This window comes from Xanthomonas sp. XNM01, from assembly GCF_014851915.1.
In the GTDB taxonomy this organism is placed as follows: domain Bacteria; phylum Pseudomonadota; class Gammaproteobacteria; order Xanthomonadales; family Xanthomonadaceae; genus Pseudoxanthomonas.
In genome coordinates, this window is the sequence record NZ_JACVAP010000004.1 from 330,489 (window position 1) to 349,978 (window position 19,490).

Consider the following 19,490-nt stretch of genomic DNA (forward strand, 5'->3'; position numbering starts at 1 on the left):
GACGGGGCAGGCGTGCAACCGCCGCCGTGCATGGCGAAATCAACGGCACGGGCGAGCATACGGCGATGTCTGCCGGTGCCGTGTAGGAAAAGGCTGACACGCGGCATGCGTCGGCCGGTGCGATCGCGTGTGCAAGCCTGGAGTTCATTCACATTGCGCCGATGCCGGTTCCCACGCGGAATCACACGTCCATTGCGGGCGCGGCCCCCGCGTCATCGGCAGGCACATCGGGAACGCGCGCCTGCCGCATGGTGGGGAGGCAAGCCGACGGCATGGTCATGCCATGGGGGGGGGCGGGGCACGTGCGACGCGTCGGCGGAGGTGGCGTAGCGGTGTGCATCCGCGCACATCTGGTGCACATCGCGCTGCGCCGTCCATCCCAGCATGCGTTCGGCCGCCGTCGGGTCGGCGTAGTAGCACGCCACGTCGCCGGGCCGTCGCCCGACCACTTCGTAATCGAGCACGCAGCCGCAGGCGGCCGAATAGGCGTCGATGAGCTCCAGGACCGAAGTGCCGACGCCGGAGCCGATGTTGGCGACGTGGAACCCCGGCGAGTGCAGCACCAGGCGCAGCGCGGCCACATGCGCGGCCGCCAGGTCCATCACGTGCACGTAGTCCCGGATGCAGGTGCCGTCGGGAGTCGGGTAGTTGTCGCCGAACACGCTCAGTCGGGGGATGGCGCCGCTGGCCACCCGCCCCAGATAGGGCATCAGGTTTTCCGGGATGCCCCTGGGCGACTCGCCGAGCTCGCCGCTGGCATGCGCTCCCACCGGGTTGAAGTAGCGCAGCGCCACCACCGATGCCCCGCTGTCGGCCGTGCAGACATCCTCCAGCACGAGTTCGACCATCATCTTGCTGCGCCCATAGGCGCTTTCCGGGTGCAGGGGATGGCTCTCGCGCAAGGGCAGGTGCTCGGGTTCGCCATAGACCGTAGCCGACGAGCTGAAGACGATCCGCGGCGGCGCCTGCCGTGCCATCGCCTTCAGCAGGGACAGCGATCCGCCCACGTTGATGTCGTAGTACATGCTCGGTGAGCGCGAGGACTCGGCGACCGATTTGACCCCGGCGAAGTGAATGGCGGCCATCGGCCGGTGACGGGCGACGATGCGGTCGATCGCCTCCGTGTCGCGCACGTCGGCGCGCTCGAACAACGGCATCGTGCCGCTGATGCCAGCGATCGCTGCGAGGACCTCGCGCCCGCTGTTGCTGAGGTCGTCGACGATCAGCACCGTGTAGCCGGCCGCCTGCAGGCAGACGCAGGTATGCGAGCCGATGTAGCCGGTGCCGCCGGTGACCAGGATCGGTCCCCGCCGCGGGCCGGATGGTGCGTCGGCGCCGGCCCGGCCCGCCCGGACGGCGAACGGGCCGGTCATGTCGCACCCACCTGGCGGGCGTCCGCCGCCGAGCGTACCGTCTCCGCCGCACGTCGGCCGGCCAGGAACGCGTGGTCGGAGTTGTAGTACTCCCATTCGCTGTAGCGCCCGGCCAGGATCACGTCGTGCGTGGACAGCCAGCTGCGGATCGTCTCGACCTTGCCGGCCCGAGCATGGTCGTAGAGCACGTATGCATACGGCATATCGACGATCGATGCGGTCAGCACCGGGTCGTCGGCGGTGAACATGCCGACGTCGATGCACTCGCGGACGCAGCGCTCGATCAGGGCATCGCCATCGACCGGCAAGGGTTTGGTGGGCGAATAGGTGATCTCGCAGGTCAGGCCGAAGCCGCCGGGCGGATTGTTGTGGGGGCTGGCGTTTCCCTGCACGAAGATGCGATGGAAGATCGTGTCTTCGGGGTAGTAGATCCAGTGCTTCTCGGTGAGGTCTGCCCGGCCGATGCCGAGGTTGACGCAGCGCACGGAGACATGACGCAGCGCGGCGGCCGCGGCGCGCACCGGTTCGGGTGCCTCGTCGCCGAGCATGCGCACGAACTCCGGCAGCGGCAGCGTGTTGACCAGGCGTTGCCAGCGCATCCGGCGCCCGTCGGAGAGGGTGACCAGGCGACGGCGCACGGAAATGGCGGTGACGGCGGTGCCGAGCACGAGCGTGCCCTGCAGGTGCGGAAGGAAGCCGTCCATCAGCGCCTGGAATCCGCCGCGCAGCGGGTAGCCGAAGCGCGCGTTGGGGCCGAGCGGCGCCGGCACCGGCTTGAGCGCGCCGTCGATCATCTCCTCCAGGTTGGGCATCGGCACCCTGCCGCCCAGCCAGGAGGTTTCCATTTCCCGCAGAGGCACGGTCCACAGCTTGGTGTTGTAGGGCACCGCGAAGTGCCGGGCGACGCCGCTGCCCCAGACCTGGTGGATGAATTCCTCGAAGTTGGCGGGGCTGCCGCGCCGCGCGAACGCGGCGACGTTCCCGGAACCGGACAGATCCTTGGGGTCGGTGCCGCATGCGTTGCCCAGCGCATCAGGCACGCCGCCATCGGCGCAGCAGTCGTCCAGCGTCTCGTGGGTGGTCGCGGGGACCTCCCGTTCGGGCTGGTGCTTCGCGTGCCTGGACGCAGTGACGTCATGCGGACGTGGCGATGGATCGGCCAGGTCGCCGAACCGGGCTTCGATCGCGCCCACGAGGCATTCCTTGAGCACCTCGGGCGGCAGGCCGTACAGCGCGCCCTGGAACGGATAGCGGGTATGCACACCCTTGCTGTACACCCAGGCCTCGCGGTTCTGCCAGTGGATGTTGTCGCCCAGCAGCACCTCGTACAGCTTCAGCACGTCCTTGTCGTTGGAGAACATGATGTGGCCGGCATGGTCGAACCTGAAGCCATGGTCGTCGATCGACCGGCACCAGCCACCGACGGTCCGCTCGCGCTCGATCACCACGCTGCCCGCCCCGTAGTGGTACGCGGCCGACAAGCCGGTGGGGCCGGCGCCCAGGATCAGGCACGCCGCAGGCGCCTCGCCGATCGGGACGACGCGTTCGCCGTCGAGATAGGCGCGCGCATGCCGGTTCAGGCCGTTGCGGCTGGCGGCGATCAGCAGCGCGGCCATCGCGTCCGCGGTCCGGTCCCAGGAGGTCGCTGCGGTCAGCGCATCCTGGGCGGCGACGCGCGCCTGGCGGGTGTCGGCGGGCTCGGCGAGGGCGTCCTCGCAGGCGCGTACGAACGCACGCGCATCGTCGGCGATCCGCACGCCGGAGGCATACAGGCGAACGACGTCGCGGACCGCGGTGCTGACCACCGGCTTGCGCGCGGCCATGTATTCCAGTGTCTTGGTCGGGCTGATGAACCGGGTCGAGGCGTTGAGCGCGAAGGGCAGCAGGCAGACATCCCAGCCGGCCACATGCCCGGGAAGGTCTGCATATGCGCACTGGCCCAGGTAGTGCACGTTGGGCGCCAGTGGAAGCGTGGACGGATCGATCTTCACTACCGGGCCCACCAGGACGATCCTCCACTCCGGGTGTGCGTGGGCCAGAGTCCTGATCAGTTCCAGGTCCAGGCGCTCGTCGATCACGCCGAAGAAGCCGAGTGTGGGGCCGTCATCGGGACCGCCATCGGCCGCCGCGTCGGGGCGCCTGGCCAGTGCGAAATGCGCGGCATCGACGCTGCTGGGGAAGCAGTGCACGTTGCCATTGCTGCCGGCCTTGGCGTCCTGCAGCGAAGGACCGCCGGTGTACACAAGGTCCGCGATCTGCAGAAGCGTCTGCTCGCGGGCGGTCAGGCGCGCCGGGGCGTTGTGGAAGGCGCCGAGTTCGTCCATGCAGTCGAACACGATGGAGGCAGGCGAGAGCCCCTGCAGCAACGGGAGCGCCATGGGGGTGTAGAACCACATCGCCATTTCCGGCTCGCCGTGATCGGCCAGCCACTCGTGCAGCAGCGAGCTCAGCACCGGGAACTGGGCGTCGGCGAACCCGCTCTCGGCGATTGGCGTGTGCGGGCGCAGCACGGTGACGCCCATGCACGGGTGCAGCACTTCCAGCCAGGGCGCGCGGTCAGGGTCGTGGACCGGCTCTTCGAAGAACATCACGCTCCAGCGCTGGCCGAAGCGCGACATCAGGTGTTGCGGGCGCTGATAGACGAAATCCCAGCGCAGGTGCGAGAAGACGAGTAACTGGTTCATGGGTGCGATTCCATAGAGCGGGAGAAGGGCGTCGAGTGTCTTGCGGGCCTCGACGTAGGCGCGGGCGTAGTCCCGGACGAGCCGGGGAGCGCGTTGGGGGTCGTCCGGATCGACACTCCACAGGCCGCTCTGGTGCCACGTGGACGGTTCCTGCCAGTCGGGGCGGTCCACGACCGGGTAGAGGCAGATCGCCTCGATCGGGATGCCGTTGTCGTGTGCGATGGCCACCTGCCGGACGAGATCGCGCAGCCAGGCGGCGCGCCCTTCGCCGACGTGGCTGGTCTCGCTGAGGGTGATCGGCAACCGGTAGCGGTCGTGCAGTTCACGGAGCATCCGCGACAGCGGACGCCGCAGCGGATGGTCCAGGTGCCAGTGCAGGGGATCTCTTGTCGCGTGTTCCCACTGATTGGAGTGGTAGTAGTTGACGCCGATCAGGTCGACGCAGGCCGGGTCGCCGCCGAGCGCCGGATCGGAGCGGCCGGTGAGCATGTCCAGCGCCTCGAACTGGGCGGCGTGCTCGCGCAGCGCGGCCTGGCGCAATGCGCTGCGAGCATCGGGCGCCCTGACATGCACCAGCGGCTCCACCCACAGCATCGCCGCGCCAGGATCGGCCTGCCGGATGGCTGCGCATCCTGCAAGGCCGGCACGGACCAGGCGGGCTTTCAGTGCGCCACCGTCGTGCGGGCGATCTCCGGAACAGGGATGCAGCAGGCCGGTGCTTGTGGCCGCCCAGGTCAGGAACGAGATCTCGTTGATCGGCGTGTACACACGCGGCGTCGGGGAGGGGTAGGCGACCAGTGCGCGCGCGACAGCCGCGCAGAAGCGTGCGAACCGTTCGACGAAGACGCCTTCGTCGCCATCCAGCAGGTCGAGGCCGGCGGGCACGCCGTAATGCATCAACGTCCACCTCACCTGAAGCCCGTGCCGTTCCGCCGCGCGCATCCGCATGTGCAGGCTGCGCAGGTCGAACCCATGCGGCGACTCGCTGGTGCGCCAGCCCAGGCTCTCCCGGACGGCTGTGAATCCGAGCAGTCGCAGGCGCCGGTAGTCGCGATCGAGACGGTCGAGATGTCCGCTGTCGACGGGCATCGCCAGGCTGATGCCATGCCCGTTGACATGGTCGGCCCCCTCGAACCCGCCGATCCAGCGCATCAGCACGCTCCCATGTCTATCCGTCGAACAGAGGGCATGGGGAGATGCCAGGCCTGGGCGCTGGTGCGCGGCGGCGGATGACAGGACGACCAGGTCTGAAGGATCGGTTGAGGGGCCGAGCCTGCGCCGCGCCGCATGACCCGGCCGTGACGTGCGCGGCAGAGCTTGTCGTCCGTTTCGCGGCCGGCGCGATCGGCCATCGTCGGCAGGTGGCGCATGTCATCGCACGCGGGGCGATGGGCGGGAGGCCGGATGCAGCCGCGCCAGCGATGCTGCCCTGCAAGCAGCGTGAACGGGTCAGCGGCGCCGCTGACCGTACGCGGTGACGGCTCCGGATGCCACGCCGCCTTCATGCATACGACGCGCAAGGTGAGCTGCGTATCGCGTCACGGCAGTGTGTGGCGCCTTCCGGGAACGAAGGCTGGTGCGTGCCAGCGCGGTCCGCGACAGATCCCCGTCGGGGGAACCGAATCACACACATGCAAGGGGCCAACCGGCCTCAGGGAGTCATCATGTTCATCCACAACAAGAAGCTGATGTACACCGTTCGGGTCGAGCGTTCGGATCCGGCACTGGCCGTCCTCATGCTCGAACAGTTCGGCGGCCCGCAGGGCGAGCTTGCCGCGGCGATGCGCTACTTCACGCAGGCGCTGGGCGAAGTCGACGCGGGGCGCAAGGATCTGCTCCATGACATCGCCACCGAGGAGCTGAGCCACCTCGAGATCATTGGATCGATCGTCGCGCTTCTCAACCAGGGCCCCAAGGCGATGCTGTCGGAGGGCATGGAGGAGGTCATCGAGATGCGCAACCTCACCGGTAACAGCACCAGCCAGACGCAGCAGATCCTCTATGGCGGCGGCCCCGCCCTGGTCAATTCCAGCGGCGTTCCTTGGTCGGCCGCCTATGTCGATTCGATCGGCGACCCCGCCTGCGACCTGCGCTCGAACATCGCGGCAGAATCGCGCGCGAAGATCGTCTACGAGCGCCTGATCGCCCTCACCGACGATCCCGGCATCAAGGATGCACTGACCTTCCTCATGACGCGCGAGATCGCGCACCAGAAGTCGTTCGAGAAAGCGCTGTATGCAATCGAACCGAATTTCCCACCGGGCATCCTTCCCGGTCACCCGCAGTTCGTCGACAAGTACTACGACCTCTCGCAGGGACGTGGCGATGTCGTCGGTCCCTGGAACTCCGGCGAACAATGGGACACGGTCAGCGATCTGGAAGACCAGGTGGCAGTGGATGGCGGCGATGGCGATGCGGTGGTGTCTCTGGAGGACGACGAGGCGGACGCGCTGGACGCGCTGCGCGCCAGGACGGCTTCGCGTCCCGACCTGGACAGGGTCACGGGCGCCGATCTTGGTGCCGGACCGGGTGCCGGGGCGACCACCGGCGATTCCGCACCGCGCTGAGCGGGCGCGGCTCCAGCCAATCCTGCGGCGGACATGCGTCCAGAATGCCGTTCGGCCGCAGGTTGGGCGTTGAATGGCGGTACCTGCAGCGCTGTGCCACCAGCCCCCGCCGCGTCAATGCGGCGGCGTCGCTGCTGGAGCGGGCCCTGGCGGGGCGCCTGCTCAGCGACCTCGCGTGCGTGTCGCCAGCAGCAGGGCGCTCAGTCCGACGACCGCGCAGATCACCGAGGCCACCAGCACGCCCAGTTTGGCCGAAGCCACGCTGTCGGCGTCGAACGCGAGTTCGGCGATGAACAACGCCATGGTGAAGCCGATCCCGGCCAGGATGCTGCCGGGAACCAGCACCCGCCAGCGCAGCGCGGGCGGAAGGATGGCGATCCGCAGCCGCACCGCGAGAAACGTGAACAGCACGATGCCCAGCGGTTTGCCGATGACGAAGGCGGCGCCGATGGCATATGCCAGTCCCGTATCGATCCGTGCACTGGTGATCGGCACGCCCGCGTTGGCAAGGGCGAACAGCGGCAGGACGATGAAGGCGACCCATGGATGCAGGCCGAGTTCGAGCCGTTCGATCGGCGACAGCGCTTCTCGTGCGGCGACGCCGGCGCGGTGCAGATCGCCACGGGCTGCCCGGTCGCTGTTCCAGTGCTCATCGGGCGGGTGCGCGATGACACGTCTCAGGATCGCGCGCAGGCGCGTGTCGCTCACCCAGCGTCGTGACGGCGTCATCAGCCCCAGGATGACGCCAGCCACCGTGGCGTGGACACCGGAGGCGTCGAAGGCGAGCCAGACGGCGGCACCCAGAGCGATGTACACGGCCGTGCTGCGTATGCCCAGCCTGGCCAGGCCGGCGGTCAACGCGAGCGCGATCCCGGCGGCTCCCAGCGCAGTCCACGAAAGTGGGTCGCCATAGGCGATCGCTACGACAAGAATCGCGCCGATATCGTCGAAGATGGCGAGCGACAGCAGGAACAGGCGAAGGCTGCCCGGGACGCGTGTTCCGAGTGCCGCAAGGCAGCCGATGACGAACGCGGTGTCGGTCGACATCACCGTCCCCCAGCCATGCATGCTCTGGTGCTGACTTTGGCCCAGCAGAAGGAACACGGCGACGGGGACCACCATGCCACCAAGTGCAGCTGCGATGGGGAGCGCAGCCATTCTGGGAGAACGTAGTTCACCAAGGACCAGTTCGCGCTTCAGCTCCAGCGAGATCACGAAGAAGAACAGGGTCATGAGGCCGTCGTTGATCCAGTGCTTCAAGGAGCGACTGACCTGGCCTGGACCTGCTGTGAAGCCCAGCCGTGTTTCCCATAGCGCCAGGAACTCCTCCGACCAGGCGCTGTTGGCGAGGCACAGGGCGATGAGCGTGCTCGCCAGCAGCGCGGCTCCCGCCATCGCCTCGATGCGGACGAAGTACAGGAACGACCTGGCGAGCCGGTCGGTCGGCCCGGGAGGGAGGCGGGACAAGTGTGGACTCATGCGCAGCAGCCCCTTGGACAACCGGCGGACGAGGTGCGGGAGCGGCCATCTCCACCCATGAAAAAGGCCGCGCTGGCGCGGCCTCCGTACAACACCTGGCTGGAACGGCTCACTTGCGCTGCTTGCCGCTCTCACCGGATGGTCGGTCCTGCGCCTGCTTCTTGTCCTTGTCTGGTTGCTTCTTCTGATCGGTCTGCTTGCCGGTGGATTGCTTCTGTCGATCCTGGTTGTTGCTGGGGCTGCTCATGGTCTACTCCACTGCGATGAAGTCATCGCTCGGTCACAGTGTTCCTGCCGGAGTGACGCGGTCGTGACCCTTGAGGGCCTGGCTGCGGCATGCGCATGCGGCACGAAACTACGTGCGGCGCGAAGGGATGAAAGAGTCGCTGCGGGGCATGTCTTGCTTCGGGTCAGGAGGCATGAGTTCCTCACGTTCGTGTCATTTGGTCCGGAGCACCGTGGCGTTGGGATGATTCCATTGCGATGGAGGAGATGATGCGTCGCCAGCAGTGCGAGGATTTCCAACAGATGCCTGACGACAAGGCGACTCCGCAGGAACACCATCCGGAGTAGCTACCCGGCCAGTCCGATGATCCGGAAGACGATCGGCAGGAGAAGAAGGAGTACGCCTGAGTAACCGCATCGGGGCAAGGGGCAGGACGCCATTCTCGATGCGTTCGGAACACCTCATCCACCGCTACATTCCTTTCGAGTCGAGAGTTCCATGAGCATCAAGACAATCCAGGACCTTTTCGTCCATGAGCTATCCGGCGTGCACAACGCCGAGCGTCAGCTGACGCAGTCGTTGCCGAAGCTCGCACGTGCTGCGAAGGACCCGATGCTTGCCGACGCATTCAGCCTTCACCTCGATGAGACGAACGGCCAGATCAAACGTATCGAACGGATCGTCGAAGGGCTGGGTATCAAGCTCACGCGCATCAGATGGGCGGCGATGGAGGGCCTTGTCGAAGAAAACAAGGAGATCATCGAATCGATCGATCGGGGTCCGCTACGCGATGCAGCGCTGATCGGCGGCGCACAGAAGGTCGAACACTACGAGATTGCCTGCTATGGCACGCTCGCAGCACTGGCCAGGCAGCTCGGATACGAAGAGGCGCTTCAGCTGCTGCTGGAGACCCTGGACGAGGAGAAGGCGACCGACGAGAAGCTCACCGGCCTGGCTCTGGGGGGTGGCAACCAGAAGGCCGAAAGCGGTAGAGCCTGAGCCGCAGAACGTCGAGCGCCTTGAAGCATCTTCGCTGGGAGATAACGGGGGTCAGGTTCACTTCCTTGCAGCACTCGGACCGCCAGTGCAGTTGGTACAAGAATGGGCTGATTGGAATTTGAGCGCGACATGCAAGATCTCAAGTGGGGATCTGATGAACCGGCCCTCCTTACAGACAGGTGGGTATATTCCGTTGATTGAATGACACAAGGGGGATTCCGTGATCAAACGCACCGCGCTGCTGTTGGTTCTAGTCATGATGTCTGCATGCTCGACGTCCAGCCGCGTACACCAGGCGCCAGCCGGGCTGGCAAAAAACGCATTCGAGTACCAGTTCGCCAATCGCGACGGTGACAATGCCGAGGGGGTCGCCGAGCTTGACCGTGTCATTCAGAACCGGCTGTTGAGCAACGGCCTGATCAACAACGGTACTGCCTCGGGAACGATCGAGGTCACGCTCACGCACTATTACGTGCGCCACGGCGCGGCACGTGCCCTGGTCGGCGTCATGGCCGGGAGGGACAAGATCATCAGCCACGTGCGTGTCGTCGATGGCGGTGGCAATCAACTGGCGGCCTTCGAAGTCGAGTCCACCAACTCCACCGCCTGGGGCACGACCGGCGGCTTGCACGAAAAGCACGCAGAAGAAATTGTTGCTCGCTTGAAAGGCTAGGGATCAGCGTCGGCCACCAGGCGGACTCGACTGCCGTCCTCTTCGTGCGGCGGTCGAGTCGCTGTCTCGGCACATGCCGATCAATGCCGGACAGGCTACGACTCGGCTGTGGCCTGTTGCATGGTGGCAAGCGAAAGGCGAGGAAACCCAGTCGTGCTTGCGATTACTTGTCGACCTGGCATCCAACCTCCTCTCAGCAGTTCACCAGGCGCGCATCGTGCGGCGATCCTCTCGGGGATGTGCCTGCTTCATCAAGGCGGGTGCATGCGCCCATCCAGGGCGATTTCCCGTCACGTAGGCTACGGGTGTACAGCGACAGCACAGCTCCATTGGCGCCGTTGATCTGCACACTGCAACGCGAGTCGCCGCTGCCTCTACAACGTATCCGCACCCACCACTGTCAGCGCGTCATCTGTCCTGGGATCCAGGGTCAGGAACAGCGTGCGGCCGTCCTTGCCGTAGCCCACGGTGCAGATCGCCTGCCAGCCATTGCCGCAATCCAGCTCCGGATAGCGCTCGATGGGCGCGCGCCCTTCGTAGTCGTGCGGCTGGACGGCCCAGCCTTCGTCCAGCAGCAGGTGCCGTGCCCGGGCGTAGTCCATGCCCATGTACAGGCCGGAAGGCGTGGCGCCGGTCTCCGGGTTCGCCGGTGCCGTGGGGCTGGGAGTTGCGGGCGATGCCGCCAGTGCCGCGATGAGTGCGAATGCCTTCATCGCGGCAGCATGACAGGTGCAACGCCATTCGGACCAGCTGCTCCGGCGGCGCCCCGTGGACGATGCCAACGGTGTCGTCACGATCCAGCCAGCAGCACCCGCATCCGACGCTTCACACCCGCACTGACCGTCTCATGCAGTGCCGGCGGGAAATCCATCGGGAGTTCGGCTTCGAGCGATGCGAGTGCGCCATCGATACGTTCAGCAACGCCCTCGATTGCACTGGTGACCAGCGAAGGCGGCAGGTGCGCGGCTTCGCCGGTCTGGAAGAAATGCCGCGTCTGGATGTCGTCGATGCGGTAGTGGTTGCCGTTGCCGACCGACATGGCGAGCTTCATCTGCTTGCGTTCGATCTGGCGCGCGGCAATGCTCGGCTGCGCGCTCAGCACGTCGTACAGCGGCGTCAGCGCGTAGCCCCCGCGGGGATACAGGAAGACACTGAAGTTCTTGGCATGACCATCCGTGGCACCGATCAGCCAGAAGACCAGCTGCGCCTGCAGCAGGGTGCGCTGGTCGTGGGCTGGTGAATCGGCACCCTTGAGCAGCTCGATGATGTGGCCGATGCCGGGGCCCCCGTGGCTCTGGTACTTGCGCGTTGGTGGTACCGACAGCGCCTGGCAGCAGTCCTCCTGCGGCAGGCGGATGAGGCGGCCACTGCTCCAGATCCGGTCGAAGCGTTCGACCACCAGCGCCCTGGTCTGGCCGAACGTCGCGATCTCGGCCTTGTTGACCGGCAGGCCGAGGTGTCGCAGCAACTGCAGGCAGTAGAACTCGTTCTCGACGCTGTTGGACAGGTCGATGCCGTTCGGAAGTCGGCCGATCTGGGGCTTGAACAGGTGTGTGGTCGGTGTGGTGCCATGCGGTTTGAACCACTTGCCATCCATCCGCAGCAGAGCGGTCTTTTCCTGCGCGCCGGCGATCGAGATGCGGAAATCGTCGTCCCGGCTCAAGCCCAGTGGAGCCTGAGCGAGCGACGCAAGCAGCCGTTCGATGGCCTGGTCGTCGATCGGCTCTGCGGTGATCCCGGCGATGCTTTCCGCGGGCGCATCGCCGGCGATGAACTGCAGTGCGCCGACACAGTCCCTGCCGATGGCTGCCAGCAGGCTGTACGCATCGGTGCCGGCGGCCCCGACCTTCTCGGCCACACGCCTGCGCACTCCGTCCGAGTCCGGCAGCAGGTTCTCGAACACCGCCGCGACCGGCTCGCCGCGCCATGGTTCTTCGCGCAGTGGCAGCGACAGCGAGACCGGAAAAGCCTTGTCGTTGTCCAGCCATGTGCGGTCGTAGTGAAACGCGATCGCGCCACTGGGCTCTTTCAGCAGATGCCCGACCAGCCGGTCGTTCTGGTGCACGCGCAGCGGCGGATGCTGGCGGGTTCGGGCCATCAGATCAGATCCTGGGGATCGAATCCGCGGCTGCGCCCACCGATCCGGCATTCCAGATCGAGAGCGGCCAGCACCGACAGCAGCGTGTCCAGTCGCGTGGCCGGATTGCCGGTTTCGATCAGCGAGATCGTTTCCTGCCGCAGGCCCGCGCGCTCACCGAGTTCGCGCTGGCTGATGCCGAGGCGTTTGCGGTTGCGCCGGATGATGGACCCGATCTGCTGGGGCGTGCGGGCGAGGTTGTGCATGGTGGCGTCCATGGCAGGAACATGCGCTGATTCCGATAAGTCGTCAACATCGGATCTGGCGAATAACCTAACTTTATGTGTCAATACCGATGATTTCGGCTGGTGCGCACGGTCTCTCACCGCTGACGGGTTGGGTGCTTACGTTTGCCCGGGCGGCATTCCTCGAGAAGAGCCTTCGGCGAGCGTCACTCCGGGGCCCGGTGTCGAAGAGGCGCCGTGTCCCGATGCGGCTGCCGACGCATTCCCCGGCTCGCTTCGATCCCGTCGTATCCGGCGGCGGTCAGTCGTCGGCATCCGCATCGTCCCAGGACGCTTCTTCCTCCTCCAACCGTGATGCGGCTTCCGCGACCGGATCCGCCGGCTCCAGCAGCGTGTAGTCATCGAGCGCGGGATCGTGGATGCGGCGGCTCACCGGGTAGCTCTCCAGTGCGGGCTGCAGGGCACGACGCGCCAGCGTGGCCGGCGAGGTGATGTCGCCGGCCAGCCAGCGCAGGGCGAGGGACGGATCGAGGAAGACCGGGCCGTCCTTGGTGAGTGGCGACGGAATGGCCGGGTTGGGGCCGGTGAGGATGGTGAAACTCAGCAGCGATGCGCCGGTTTCAGCATCGTCCCAGCGCTCCCAGAGACCGGCCGCCAGCAGTGCCAGGCCATCGCTGCGCTGGATGAAGTGCGGCCACGGCGGCGGGTGCTGGCGGGCCCACTTGTAGTAGCCGGACATCGGCACGACGCAGGGACGCTGCTTCCAGGCCTGGGCGAAGACGCGGCTCGTCGGCGCGCGCTCCAGGCGCGCGGTGACCGTCGTGTAGCGGGTGGCCGGCTCCCTGGACCAGCGAGGCACCAGGCCCCAGGCCATGTCCGCCGCAACGGCGCCGCCCGGGTCGGCCATCGCCAGGACGCAGGCGGGCTTGCCCTTGCCGATGTTGTAGCGGTCGGGTGCGCCCGCCAGTGCGGCAGCCACCTCGTCGGGCAGACCGATCGGCAGCACATCGACGTCGGCGAAGGCCTGGGCGAATCGGCGCATGCGGCAAGCTTGGGCGCGGTGTCGTGAGTCCGTCGTGGACCACGCGTGGTTCTGGTGCGGCGCGGGCAGTCGTCTTCATCAATCGGGGCACCTCGGTCCTGCCGGGGCAGGCCAGGCGTGGCGCCGTCGTCACCCGCGTGCCGGGCGGATGGAGATCGCCGGGAAGGCGTCGACGTGGTGGAAGAGGATCCGCGGATGCGCCGGCAGCCCGGCCGCTGCGGCTTCCAGCATCCGGATCAACCCCTGGTCGCCCTGTGCGATGGCCTCGGGCCAGTGCGGATACACCCCGGCCAGCGCGATCTCGAAGGTCGAACTGCCCAGCTCGTCGACGATGTCCTCGAGCAGTCCCCAGTCCTGCGCGGCATCGACCCGCCCGAGGATCTTATCCAGCGACGTGTCCGGATGGAGGCGCCACGCCCACAGGTTCAGCCAGGGCGTACCGACCGAGGTGTCGATGACGGCTTCCACGAGGTCCGCCTCGTGGTGGGCCTGGAGGAATCGGCGGAGTGCAGCCTGCAGGGAGGATTCCATCGGGACGTTGTCGAATGGGAGGCGGGAGGCCTGGGGCAAGGCACTGCGGTGGCGAGTCGGCGTGCAGTGCCACGTTTTGCCGCGCGGGATCGTGGAACGGCGCGCTCTGCTGTCGCCGTGCGGCCATGATGCCGCAGGGAGCTGGCATGCGCTGGACCCTTCTGCTGACGCCACGCGGACGCCGCTGGCGGAATCATGCCGAGGGGCGCGCTGGGTGCGTCCCAGGCAGCGCCACGTCCAGGAGCACAGAAGGGAGACCATGAGCCGAAAGACGCGCATCAGCCTGCTGGCGGTCCTTGTCCTGCTGCTGGTCGTTGCCTGCACGCAGCTGACGCTCTTCGTCACCCAGCCGATCTCCACGGCGCCCGAGGGCAGCACGCTGGTGATGCTGCGCACCGACCGCACCCGGTTCATCGACAGCGCCGATGGCGTCTGCCTGCGTCAGTACGGCGCCGTCTCGGTGTTCTGCCGGCTGGCCATCGTGGGCGAGACCAACCTCCAGGGCGTCGTGCTGCTGCGACTGCCCTTCAGCCAGACCCTGTACGACATCTCCACCGGCGTCCGCCGCTACGCGGAGTGAGAGGTTGCGGCAGGGAGATGCATCCTGCGCTGCGGTCAGGTCGGCCGGTCGCGCCGCGCCTCAATGTGCAGATGTGGGATCGACTGTCTGCTGCGGTGCCCCGCGCGCGATTCCCGCGATGCGTGAGTGCTGGTGGGCGCCGTGATGTCTTTCATTGTGGGAAAGCCGATGGCGCCGCCTCTTTGCTGTGCAGGCGACGCCCATCGTCCTGGCACTGGCCCGCGATGAATTCCCGCAGCCAGCGATGCGCGGGGTCGCGATGCACGCGTTCGTGCCAGAGCATGGCCATGCGGTAGCCGGGCACGGCGACCGGCGGCGGCACGGCCTTCAGCGCGGGCTGTCCGCGCACCAGGCGTTCGGGCAGCACCGCCACCAGGTCGGTGCATGCAAGGGCGGCGGGCACGAACAGGAAGTGTGGGACCGACAGCGCGACGCGGCGTTGCGCGCCCACGGTGTCGAGCGCTGCGTCGGTGGCACCGCGGAAGCCGCCGCCGTCGGGCGAGACGATCACGTGGTCCAGCGCGCAGAACCGCGCCAGGGTGGGGCGGCGCCGCAGAGCGGGATGGTCGGCGCGTCCGACCAGCACGTAGCGCTCGTCGAACAGGGCGCGCTGGCGCAGGCCGCCGGGCGCATCGTCTTCGGTATGGAAGGCCAGGTCGATCCGGCCGTTGTCGGCCTGCGCGGCGAGCTGCCGCGGGACCATCTCGTGGATGGCCAGGCGAATGCCTGGCGCCACGTTGCGCAGCGCCTGCAGTGCGGGCAGCACGATGGTGGTGGCCGCGTAGTCGCTGGCGGCCACGTGCCAGGTCAGCGTGGCGGCGGCGGGATCGAACGCTGCCTGCGGCGCCACGGCCTCGCCCAGTGCATCGAGTGCGGCCCGCAGTGGCGCGTGCAGGGCTTCGGCGCGCGCGGTGGGGCGCATGCCGCGTGGCCCGGGCAGCAGCAGCGGGTCGTCCAGCATGCCGCGCAATCGCGCCAGCTGCGCGCTGACCGAGGGCTGCGCGAGGTGCAGGCGCTCGGCGGCGCGGGTGACGTTGCGCTCGCTCAGCAAGGTGTCGAGGGTGACCAGCAGGTTGAGGTCCAGTCGCCTGATATCGATCATGGTGATACCGGGAATCACGAAAATCCATTTCGACTATAGCCCGGCAGTGGCTAGCGTGGATGCTCCCCCTGCCACGGCCTGCCATGCATGAACATCCTGATCGTCTACGCCCATCCCGAACCGCTGTCGCTCAATGGCGCCCTGAAGGACTTCGCGGTCCGGCACCTGCAGTCGTGCGGGCATGCGGTGCAGGTGTCGGACCTGTACGCGATGCGGTGGAAACCGCTGCTGGACCGCGACGACGGCCTGGACGGCCCGGCCGGTGAACGCTTCGACCCGTCGCAGGATTCGTTGCGCGCGTTCGTGCAGGGGCGGCAGCGTCCGGACATCGCCGCCGAGCAGGAGAAACTGCGCTGGGCGGATGCGGTGCTGCTGCAGTTTCCGCTGTGGTGGTTCTCGATGCCGGCCATCCTCAAGGGCTGGGTGGAGCGCGTGTACGCCTGCGGGTTCGCCTACGGCGTGGGCGAGCACTCGGACACGCACTGGGGCGACCGGTACGGCGAGGGCACGCTGGCCGGCAAGCGCGCGATGCTGGTGGTTACCGCCGGTGGCTGGGAGCCGCACTACGGTGCGCGCGGCATCAACGGACCGATCGACGACCTGCTGTTCCCGATCCAGCACGGCACCCTGCATTACCCGGGCTTCGATGTGCTGCCGCCGTTCGTGGTCTACCGCACCGGCAGGATGGACGCGGCGCGCTTCGAGGCGACCTGCGTGGCGCTCGCTGCCCGGCTTGATGCGCTGCAGACCACGACGCCGATTCCGTTTCGCCGGCAGAACGGCGGCGACTACGCGATTCCTTCGTTGACGCTGAAGCCCGAGGTCGCACCGGAGGTCACCGGCTTCGCCGCGCACCTGGCCTGAGATGGTAGGCCGCATGGCTGGCCGGCATATCGGTCAGGACAGTGCCTGGAGTGGCACGGCGTCTACCGGTGCAATGCCGGCTGTCGACCGGATCGCTGCCGCCGGGCATGTCCGCGTGCGGAGCGGGAGCGCGCCAGCGTCCCGGCCCGGGGCGGGCACGACCACCAGCCTGTCCGCTGAGGACGCGCTGCATGATCGTGCCGCAGCCGGTGCCGGCGCGTCCGCGAGCTGGTTCGCGCGAAGACGGGACCGATCGGCATGATGCGTTCCGGGAGGCGGGGTCACCGGAAGCCGGTGCACGCTGCCGGAGCCACCACACCGCCAGCCATGCCGCGCTGCGCAGGCCGGTCATGCTGCTGGACCGGGACACAGCGCGCACCGGCGGCGTGCCGGCGTGGAACGCGGACACTGACCTGGCTGCCTGCCGTCGTCGGGAGCCCGGGCGATGCGCGGCTGCGCGCCGTTCAGGATGCGGCGAGCGAGGCCTGCAGTGCGGACGCCAATGCAGCGTCGCCATTGACCAGGTCGGTCCATCGCAGCGTCACGCCCTTGCGCTTGCCCTTTTCGACCAGCTTCAGGCCATCGGTGTCGAGGGTGAGCGTGTATGGGCGCCCGTCGATGGCGACTTCGCGGCGCAGCGGTCTGTCGAGTGGCGTCATGGCCATCTTCCGGTGGGGGCACCGGCCCGCACGGACGTGCACGGGCCGGATGCAGGTGGAACGCCCACGGAGTCGTGGGACATCGGCCGGGCATGCATGGTGTCGCACGCCTGGACCATGCCGGATGCGCGCTGCGTCGCCTGGTGGCAACGCTGCGGTTCAGTGTTCCCGCCTGGCCGCATCCTGGGCGATCAGTGCCGCAGCGGCGACGGCGATGGCGTCTTCCACCGCGCCGGTGGGCGTCTGTCCGTAGCGGCGCAGGGCCCGCATGCGCAGGTCGAAGGTCAGGTAGGCGGCGCCGACGGCGACGCCCGCACCGAGCAGGGCCGCGAGGCCACGCTGCCTGCGTGGGGCGAGTGCGGCGCCGGCGATCATGCCGGTGGCGACGCGGGCGACCATGCCGGCCGGCACGATGCGGTCCGGCGCGGTCTTCATCTTGTCGCCGATCAGTTCGCCACCGGCCAGCGCAAGCATGCCGGCGCTGGCCAGCGGATTGGCGAGCAGGCGCGGCGCACCGTTGTCGCGTGGCAGGGTGCCGCTGCGCGCGGCATTGGCGACCGCGGCCAGGGGCGTCATCGCCCGCATGCCCGCGACGGCGCCCATCAGGATCGCGTGGATCAGTGCCATGGGAGGATCCTCGTGCGGTTGGACGGAAGCGACGCCGCGTCGACGTCGCGCTGCCGGCCAACGGTAGGCGCGCGGGCGTGTGCGCGATGACAACGCTGCGGACGGAAAGTGTGCGGGGTGCGGCTGCCGGTGGCGGGTAGGGCCGGTCCGGTGTGATGGCATCGGACGGACGAGTGGCCGGTGCGGCGGGTGCACCGCCGGTGGAGCCTGCACTCGACATCGACGGTGGACGTGGCAGCAGCAGGGCCGCTTCCGCAGACCGAGCGGCTGTGTTCCATGCCATGCACGCGAAGCGTCGATGGCGATGACGCTCCCCCGGCATCACGGCGAACGACATGCGGACGGAGCTGTAAATGCAACGAAAACACGTCCGAAACCGGGCATGCGCGTCCGCAACCGGACATCGGTGAACGCACGTCAAGTCGTCCGGGACTTCCGGCATGTGTCCGCTGCACTGTCGATCGCGATCATGCAGCCCCTCTCCGCGAAATCCCGACCGCCATGCTCCGCACGTTCGTCCTGCTGCTCGCTTCCGTCCTGCCATTGCACGCACTGTCGGCCGATGACGCCACGCGCACCCGCGTGGTCGTGCTCGGCGTCGACCATGCGGTGCAGCTGGTGGCCGCGCAGGATTCGCCCGCCCATCTGGAGGCGTTCCTGGCCAGCACCGGCGCCGACGCCATCTGTATCGAGCGCAGTCCGGAGGCATTCGCGCGCAACGACTTCTACGAGTTCACCTACGAGGTGCAGGACGTGGTGGTGCCGTATGCGCGGCGCCAGGGCATCGCCCTGTGCCCGATCGACTGGATGCCGCCGCAGGAGGACGCGCTGCTGGGATTCGGCCTCGATCTGGAGCAGCCGCCCGAGCTCCGGCCGCAGGCCGGTTTCCAGCAGTTCCTGACGTTCGGGCCGCAGGCGCTGGGGCGCACGCTGTTCCATGCCGACGAGCGCGCCAACCTGGCCAGGGTGCATGCGTGGGCGACGACGCCGGCGACCGATGCGCAGCACGACCTGCCGCGTCGCCTGTACCTGTACCGCACCTTCCTGCAGGCCAGGCGCGTGGCCGCCGCGGCGAAGGCGCACCCGGGCGGCACCGTGGTGGTGGTCGTGGGCGAGTTCCACAAGCACGACATCGAGGACGTGCTGGCCAGGGATCCGGCGCTGGCCATCGTGCAGCCCTCGCACTTCGGCGTGCCCGATGCACGGGCGCTGCAGGCGCACGATCGCCACGCGTACCGGGTCGCGATCGCCAGCTTCAACCTGCTCGGCGCGCAGTCGTCCACCGACGCGGTGGACCTGGCGTTCGTCGAACGTGCCGTGCAGGCGATGGAAGCCGAGGGCGACACGCCCGAGGTGCGCCTGTTCCGGACCCGCCTGGAACTGCGCCAGGGCCGGATCGACCGGCGTGCGGCGATCGCCCGGTATCGCGCCATCGCCGACGCGGCCGGAGACGCGAGGTTCGCCTGGACCGGGGTCAAGGACGCCGCGCGGGTCGATTCCTGGTTCGACCCCTACGGCAACCTCGGCGTGCGCCAGCGTGCGCATCTCGAAGCCGCGCGCGAGGCGCGTGCCGAGGGCGACGAGCGGCTGTCCGCGCTGATGCTGGCCCGCGCCGGTGAGGGGTTGAGCCCGCGCCAGCGCGCCCAGCTGACGGGGTACTGGCAGCGCGCCGCGAAGTGATCCCTGCTGCGTGCCGGGGCCGACGCGTGCGTCGGTGGGCGACATCGCTGGTGTGCGGAGGCCGGAGACACGGGACCTTCAT

At 68.0% G+C, this 19,490-nt stretch carries 18 protein-coding genes; 6 read left to right on the forward strand and 12 right to left on the reverse strand.

The genetic code is table 11. From position 1 onward, the window contains the following. Positions 1-212: 212 nt before the first annotated feature. Together galE and IB242_RS15575 are read right to left on the reverse strand one after the other, a co-directional pair. Positions 213-1,373 (reverse strand): UDP-glucose 4-epimerase GalE, encoded by a 1,161-nt coding sequence (gene galE, locus IB242_RS15570; RefSeq protein ID WP_192281502.1) that lies wholly within the window; start codon positions 1,371-1,373, stop codon positions 213-215. Continuing rightward, a complete protein-coding gene (locus IB242_RS15575) occupies positions 1,370-5,209 on the reverse strand; it encodes a glycosyltransferase (RefSeq protein WP_192281505.1) in 3,840 nt (1,279 codons plus the stop codon). The genes galE and IB242_RS15575 overlap by 4 nt, the downstream gene beginning before the upstream one ends. Before the next feature lie 512 nt (positions 5,210-5,721). On the opposite strand from IB242_RS15575, the gene IB242_RS15580 reads away from it, so the two are divergent. Then, entirely contained in the window at positions 5,722-6,624 is a 903-nt protein-coding gene (locus IB242_RS15580; protein WP_192281508.1) for a manganese catalase family protein, read from the forward strand. A gap of 162 nt (positions 6,625-6,786) precedes the next feature. On the opposite strand, the gene nhaA is transcribed toward IB242_RS15580, so the two are convergent. Further along, the gene (gene nhaA / locus IB242_RS15585) at positions 6,787-8,091 is read right to left on the reverse strand and encodes a Na+/H+ antiporter NhaA (RefSeq protein WP_225540710.1); all 1,305 of its coding nucleotides are present in this window, start codon (positions 8,089-8,091) and stop codon (positions 6,787-6,789) included. Positions 8,092-8,212: 121 nt separating this feature from the next. Beyond that, positions 8,213-8,350, reverse strand: coding sequence for a hypothetical protein (locus IB242_RS15590; protein WP_192281514.1), 138 nt, complete (start codon positions 8,348-8,350; stop codon positions 8,213-8,215). A 477-nt stretch (positions 8,351-8,827) separates the two neighbouring features. Between IB242_RS15590 and IB242_RS15595 the strand changes: the two genes are divergently transcribed. Then, positions 8,828-9,328, forward strand: a complete 501-nt coding sequence (locus tag IB242_RS15595) for a DUF892 family protein (protein WP_192281517.1) — start codon at positions 8,828-8,830, stop codon at positions 9,326-9,328. 220 nt (positions 9,329-9,548) lie between these two features. Then, positions 9,549-10,001: a DUF4410 domain-containing protein gene (locus IB242_RS15600; protein ID WP_192281520.1), complete on the forward strand. Its 453-nt coding sequence runs from the start codon at positions 9,549-9,551 to the stop codon at positions 9,999-10,001. A gap of 374 nt (positions 10,002-10,375) precedes the next feature. Here the strand turns inward: IB242_RS15600 and IB242_RS15605 are convergent, their stop codons facing one another. From IB242_RS15605 to IB242_RS15625, 5 genes are all read right to left on the reverse strand, one after another. After that, positions 10,376-10,714: a hypothetical protein gene (locus IB242_RS15605; RefSeq protein WP_192281522.1), complete on the reverse strand. Its 339-nt coding sequence runs from the start codon at positions 10,712-10,714 to the stop codon at positions 10,376-10,378. Between the two features lie 77 nt (positions 10,715-10,791). After that, positions 10,792-12,066, reverse strand: a complete 1,275-nt coding sequence (locus IB242_RS15610) for a type II toxin-antitoxin system HipA family toxin (protein WP_343237157.1) — start codon at positions 12,064-12,066, stop codon at positions 10,792-10,794. Positions 12,067-12,098: 32 nt separating this feature from the next. Further along, the gene (locus IB242_RS15615) at positions 12,099-12,356 is read right to left on the reverse strand and encodes a helix-turn-helix domain-containing protein (RefSeq protein ID WP_225540712.1); all 258 of its coding nucleotides are present in this window, start codon (positions 12,354-12,356) and stop codon (positions 12,099-12,101) included. A gap of 268 nt (positions 12,357-12,624) precedes the next feature. Beyond that, positions 12,625-13,365: an SOS response-associated peptidase family protein gene (locus tag IB242_RS15620; protein ID WP_192281525.1), complete on the reverse strand. Its 741-nt coding sequence runs from the start codon at positions 13,363-13,365 to the stop codon at positions 12,625-12,627. Positions 13,366-13,494: 129 nt separating this feature from the next. Further along, positions 13,495-13,896 carry a hypothetical protein gene (locus IB242_RS15625; protein ID WP_192281528.1) on the reverse strand — a complete coding sequence of 134 codons (402 nt, stop codon included), beginning with the start codon at positions 13,894-13,896 and terminating at the stop codon, positions 13,495-13,497. A gap of 259 nt (positions 13,897-14,155) precedes the next feature. Between IB242_RS15625 and IB242_RS15630 the strand changes: the two genes are divergently transcribed. Beyond that, positions 14,156-14,476 (forward strand): hypothetical protein, encoded by a 321-nt coding sequence (locus IB242_RS15630; protein WP_192281531.1) that lies wholly within the window; start codon positions 14,156-14,158, stop codon positions 14,474-14,476. A gap of 151 nt (positions 14,477-14,627) precedes the next feature. Here the strand turns inward: IB242_RS15630 and IB242_RS15635 are convergent, their stop codons facing one another. After that, a complete protein-coding gene (locus IB242_RS15635; protein ID WP_192281534.1) occupies positions 14,628-15,578 on the reverse strand; it encodes a LysR family transcriptional regulator in 951 nt (316 codons plus the stop codon). An 87-nt stretch (positions 15,579-15,665) separates the two neighbouring features. Between IB242_RS15635 and IB242_RS15640 the strand changes: the two genes are divergently transcribed. Beyond that, positions 15,666-16,442: an NAD(P)H-dependent oxidoreductase gene (locus tag IB242_RS15640; RefSeq protein WP_192281537.1), complete on the forward strand. Its 777-nt coding sequence runs from the start codon at positions 15,666-15,668 to the stop codon at positions 16,440-16,442. 464 nt (positions 16,443-16,906) lie between these two features. Here IB242_RS15640 and IB242_RS15645 read toward each other — a convergent pair whose 3' ends face one another. Continuing rightward, on the reverse strand, positions 16,907-17,101 hold the full coding sequence (locus IB242_RS15645) for a hypothetical protein (protein ID WP_192281540.1): 195 nt from the start codon (positions 17,099-17,101) through the stop codon (positions 16,907-16,909). Positions 17,102-17,260: 159 nt separating this feature from the next. Next, complete coding sequence (locus tag IB242_RS15650; RefSeq protein ID WP_192281543.1) at positions 17,261-17,728, reverse strand: DUF4126 family protein; 468 nt, start codon at positions 17,726-17,728, stop codon at positions 17,261-17,263. 501 nt (positions 17,729-18,229) lie between these two features. Between IB242_RS15650 and IB242_RS15655 the strand changes: the two genes are divergently transcribed. Then, on the forward strand, positions 18,230-19,408 hold the full coding sequence (locus IB242_RS15655; RefSeq protein ID WP_192281545.1) for a hypothetical protein: 1,179 nt from the start codon (positions 18,230-18,232) through the stop codon (positions 19,406-19,408). The last annotated feature ends 82 nt before the right edge of the window (positions 19,409-19,490 follow it).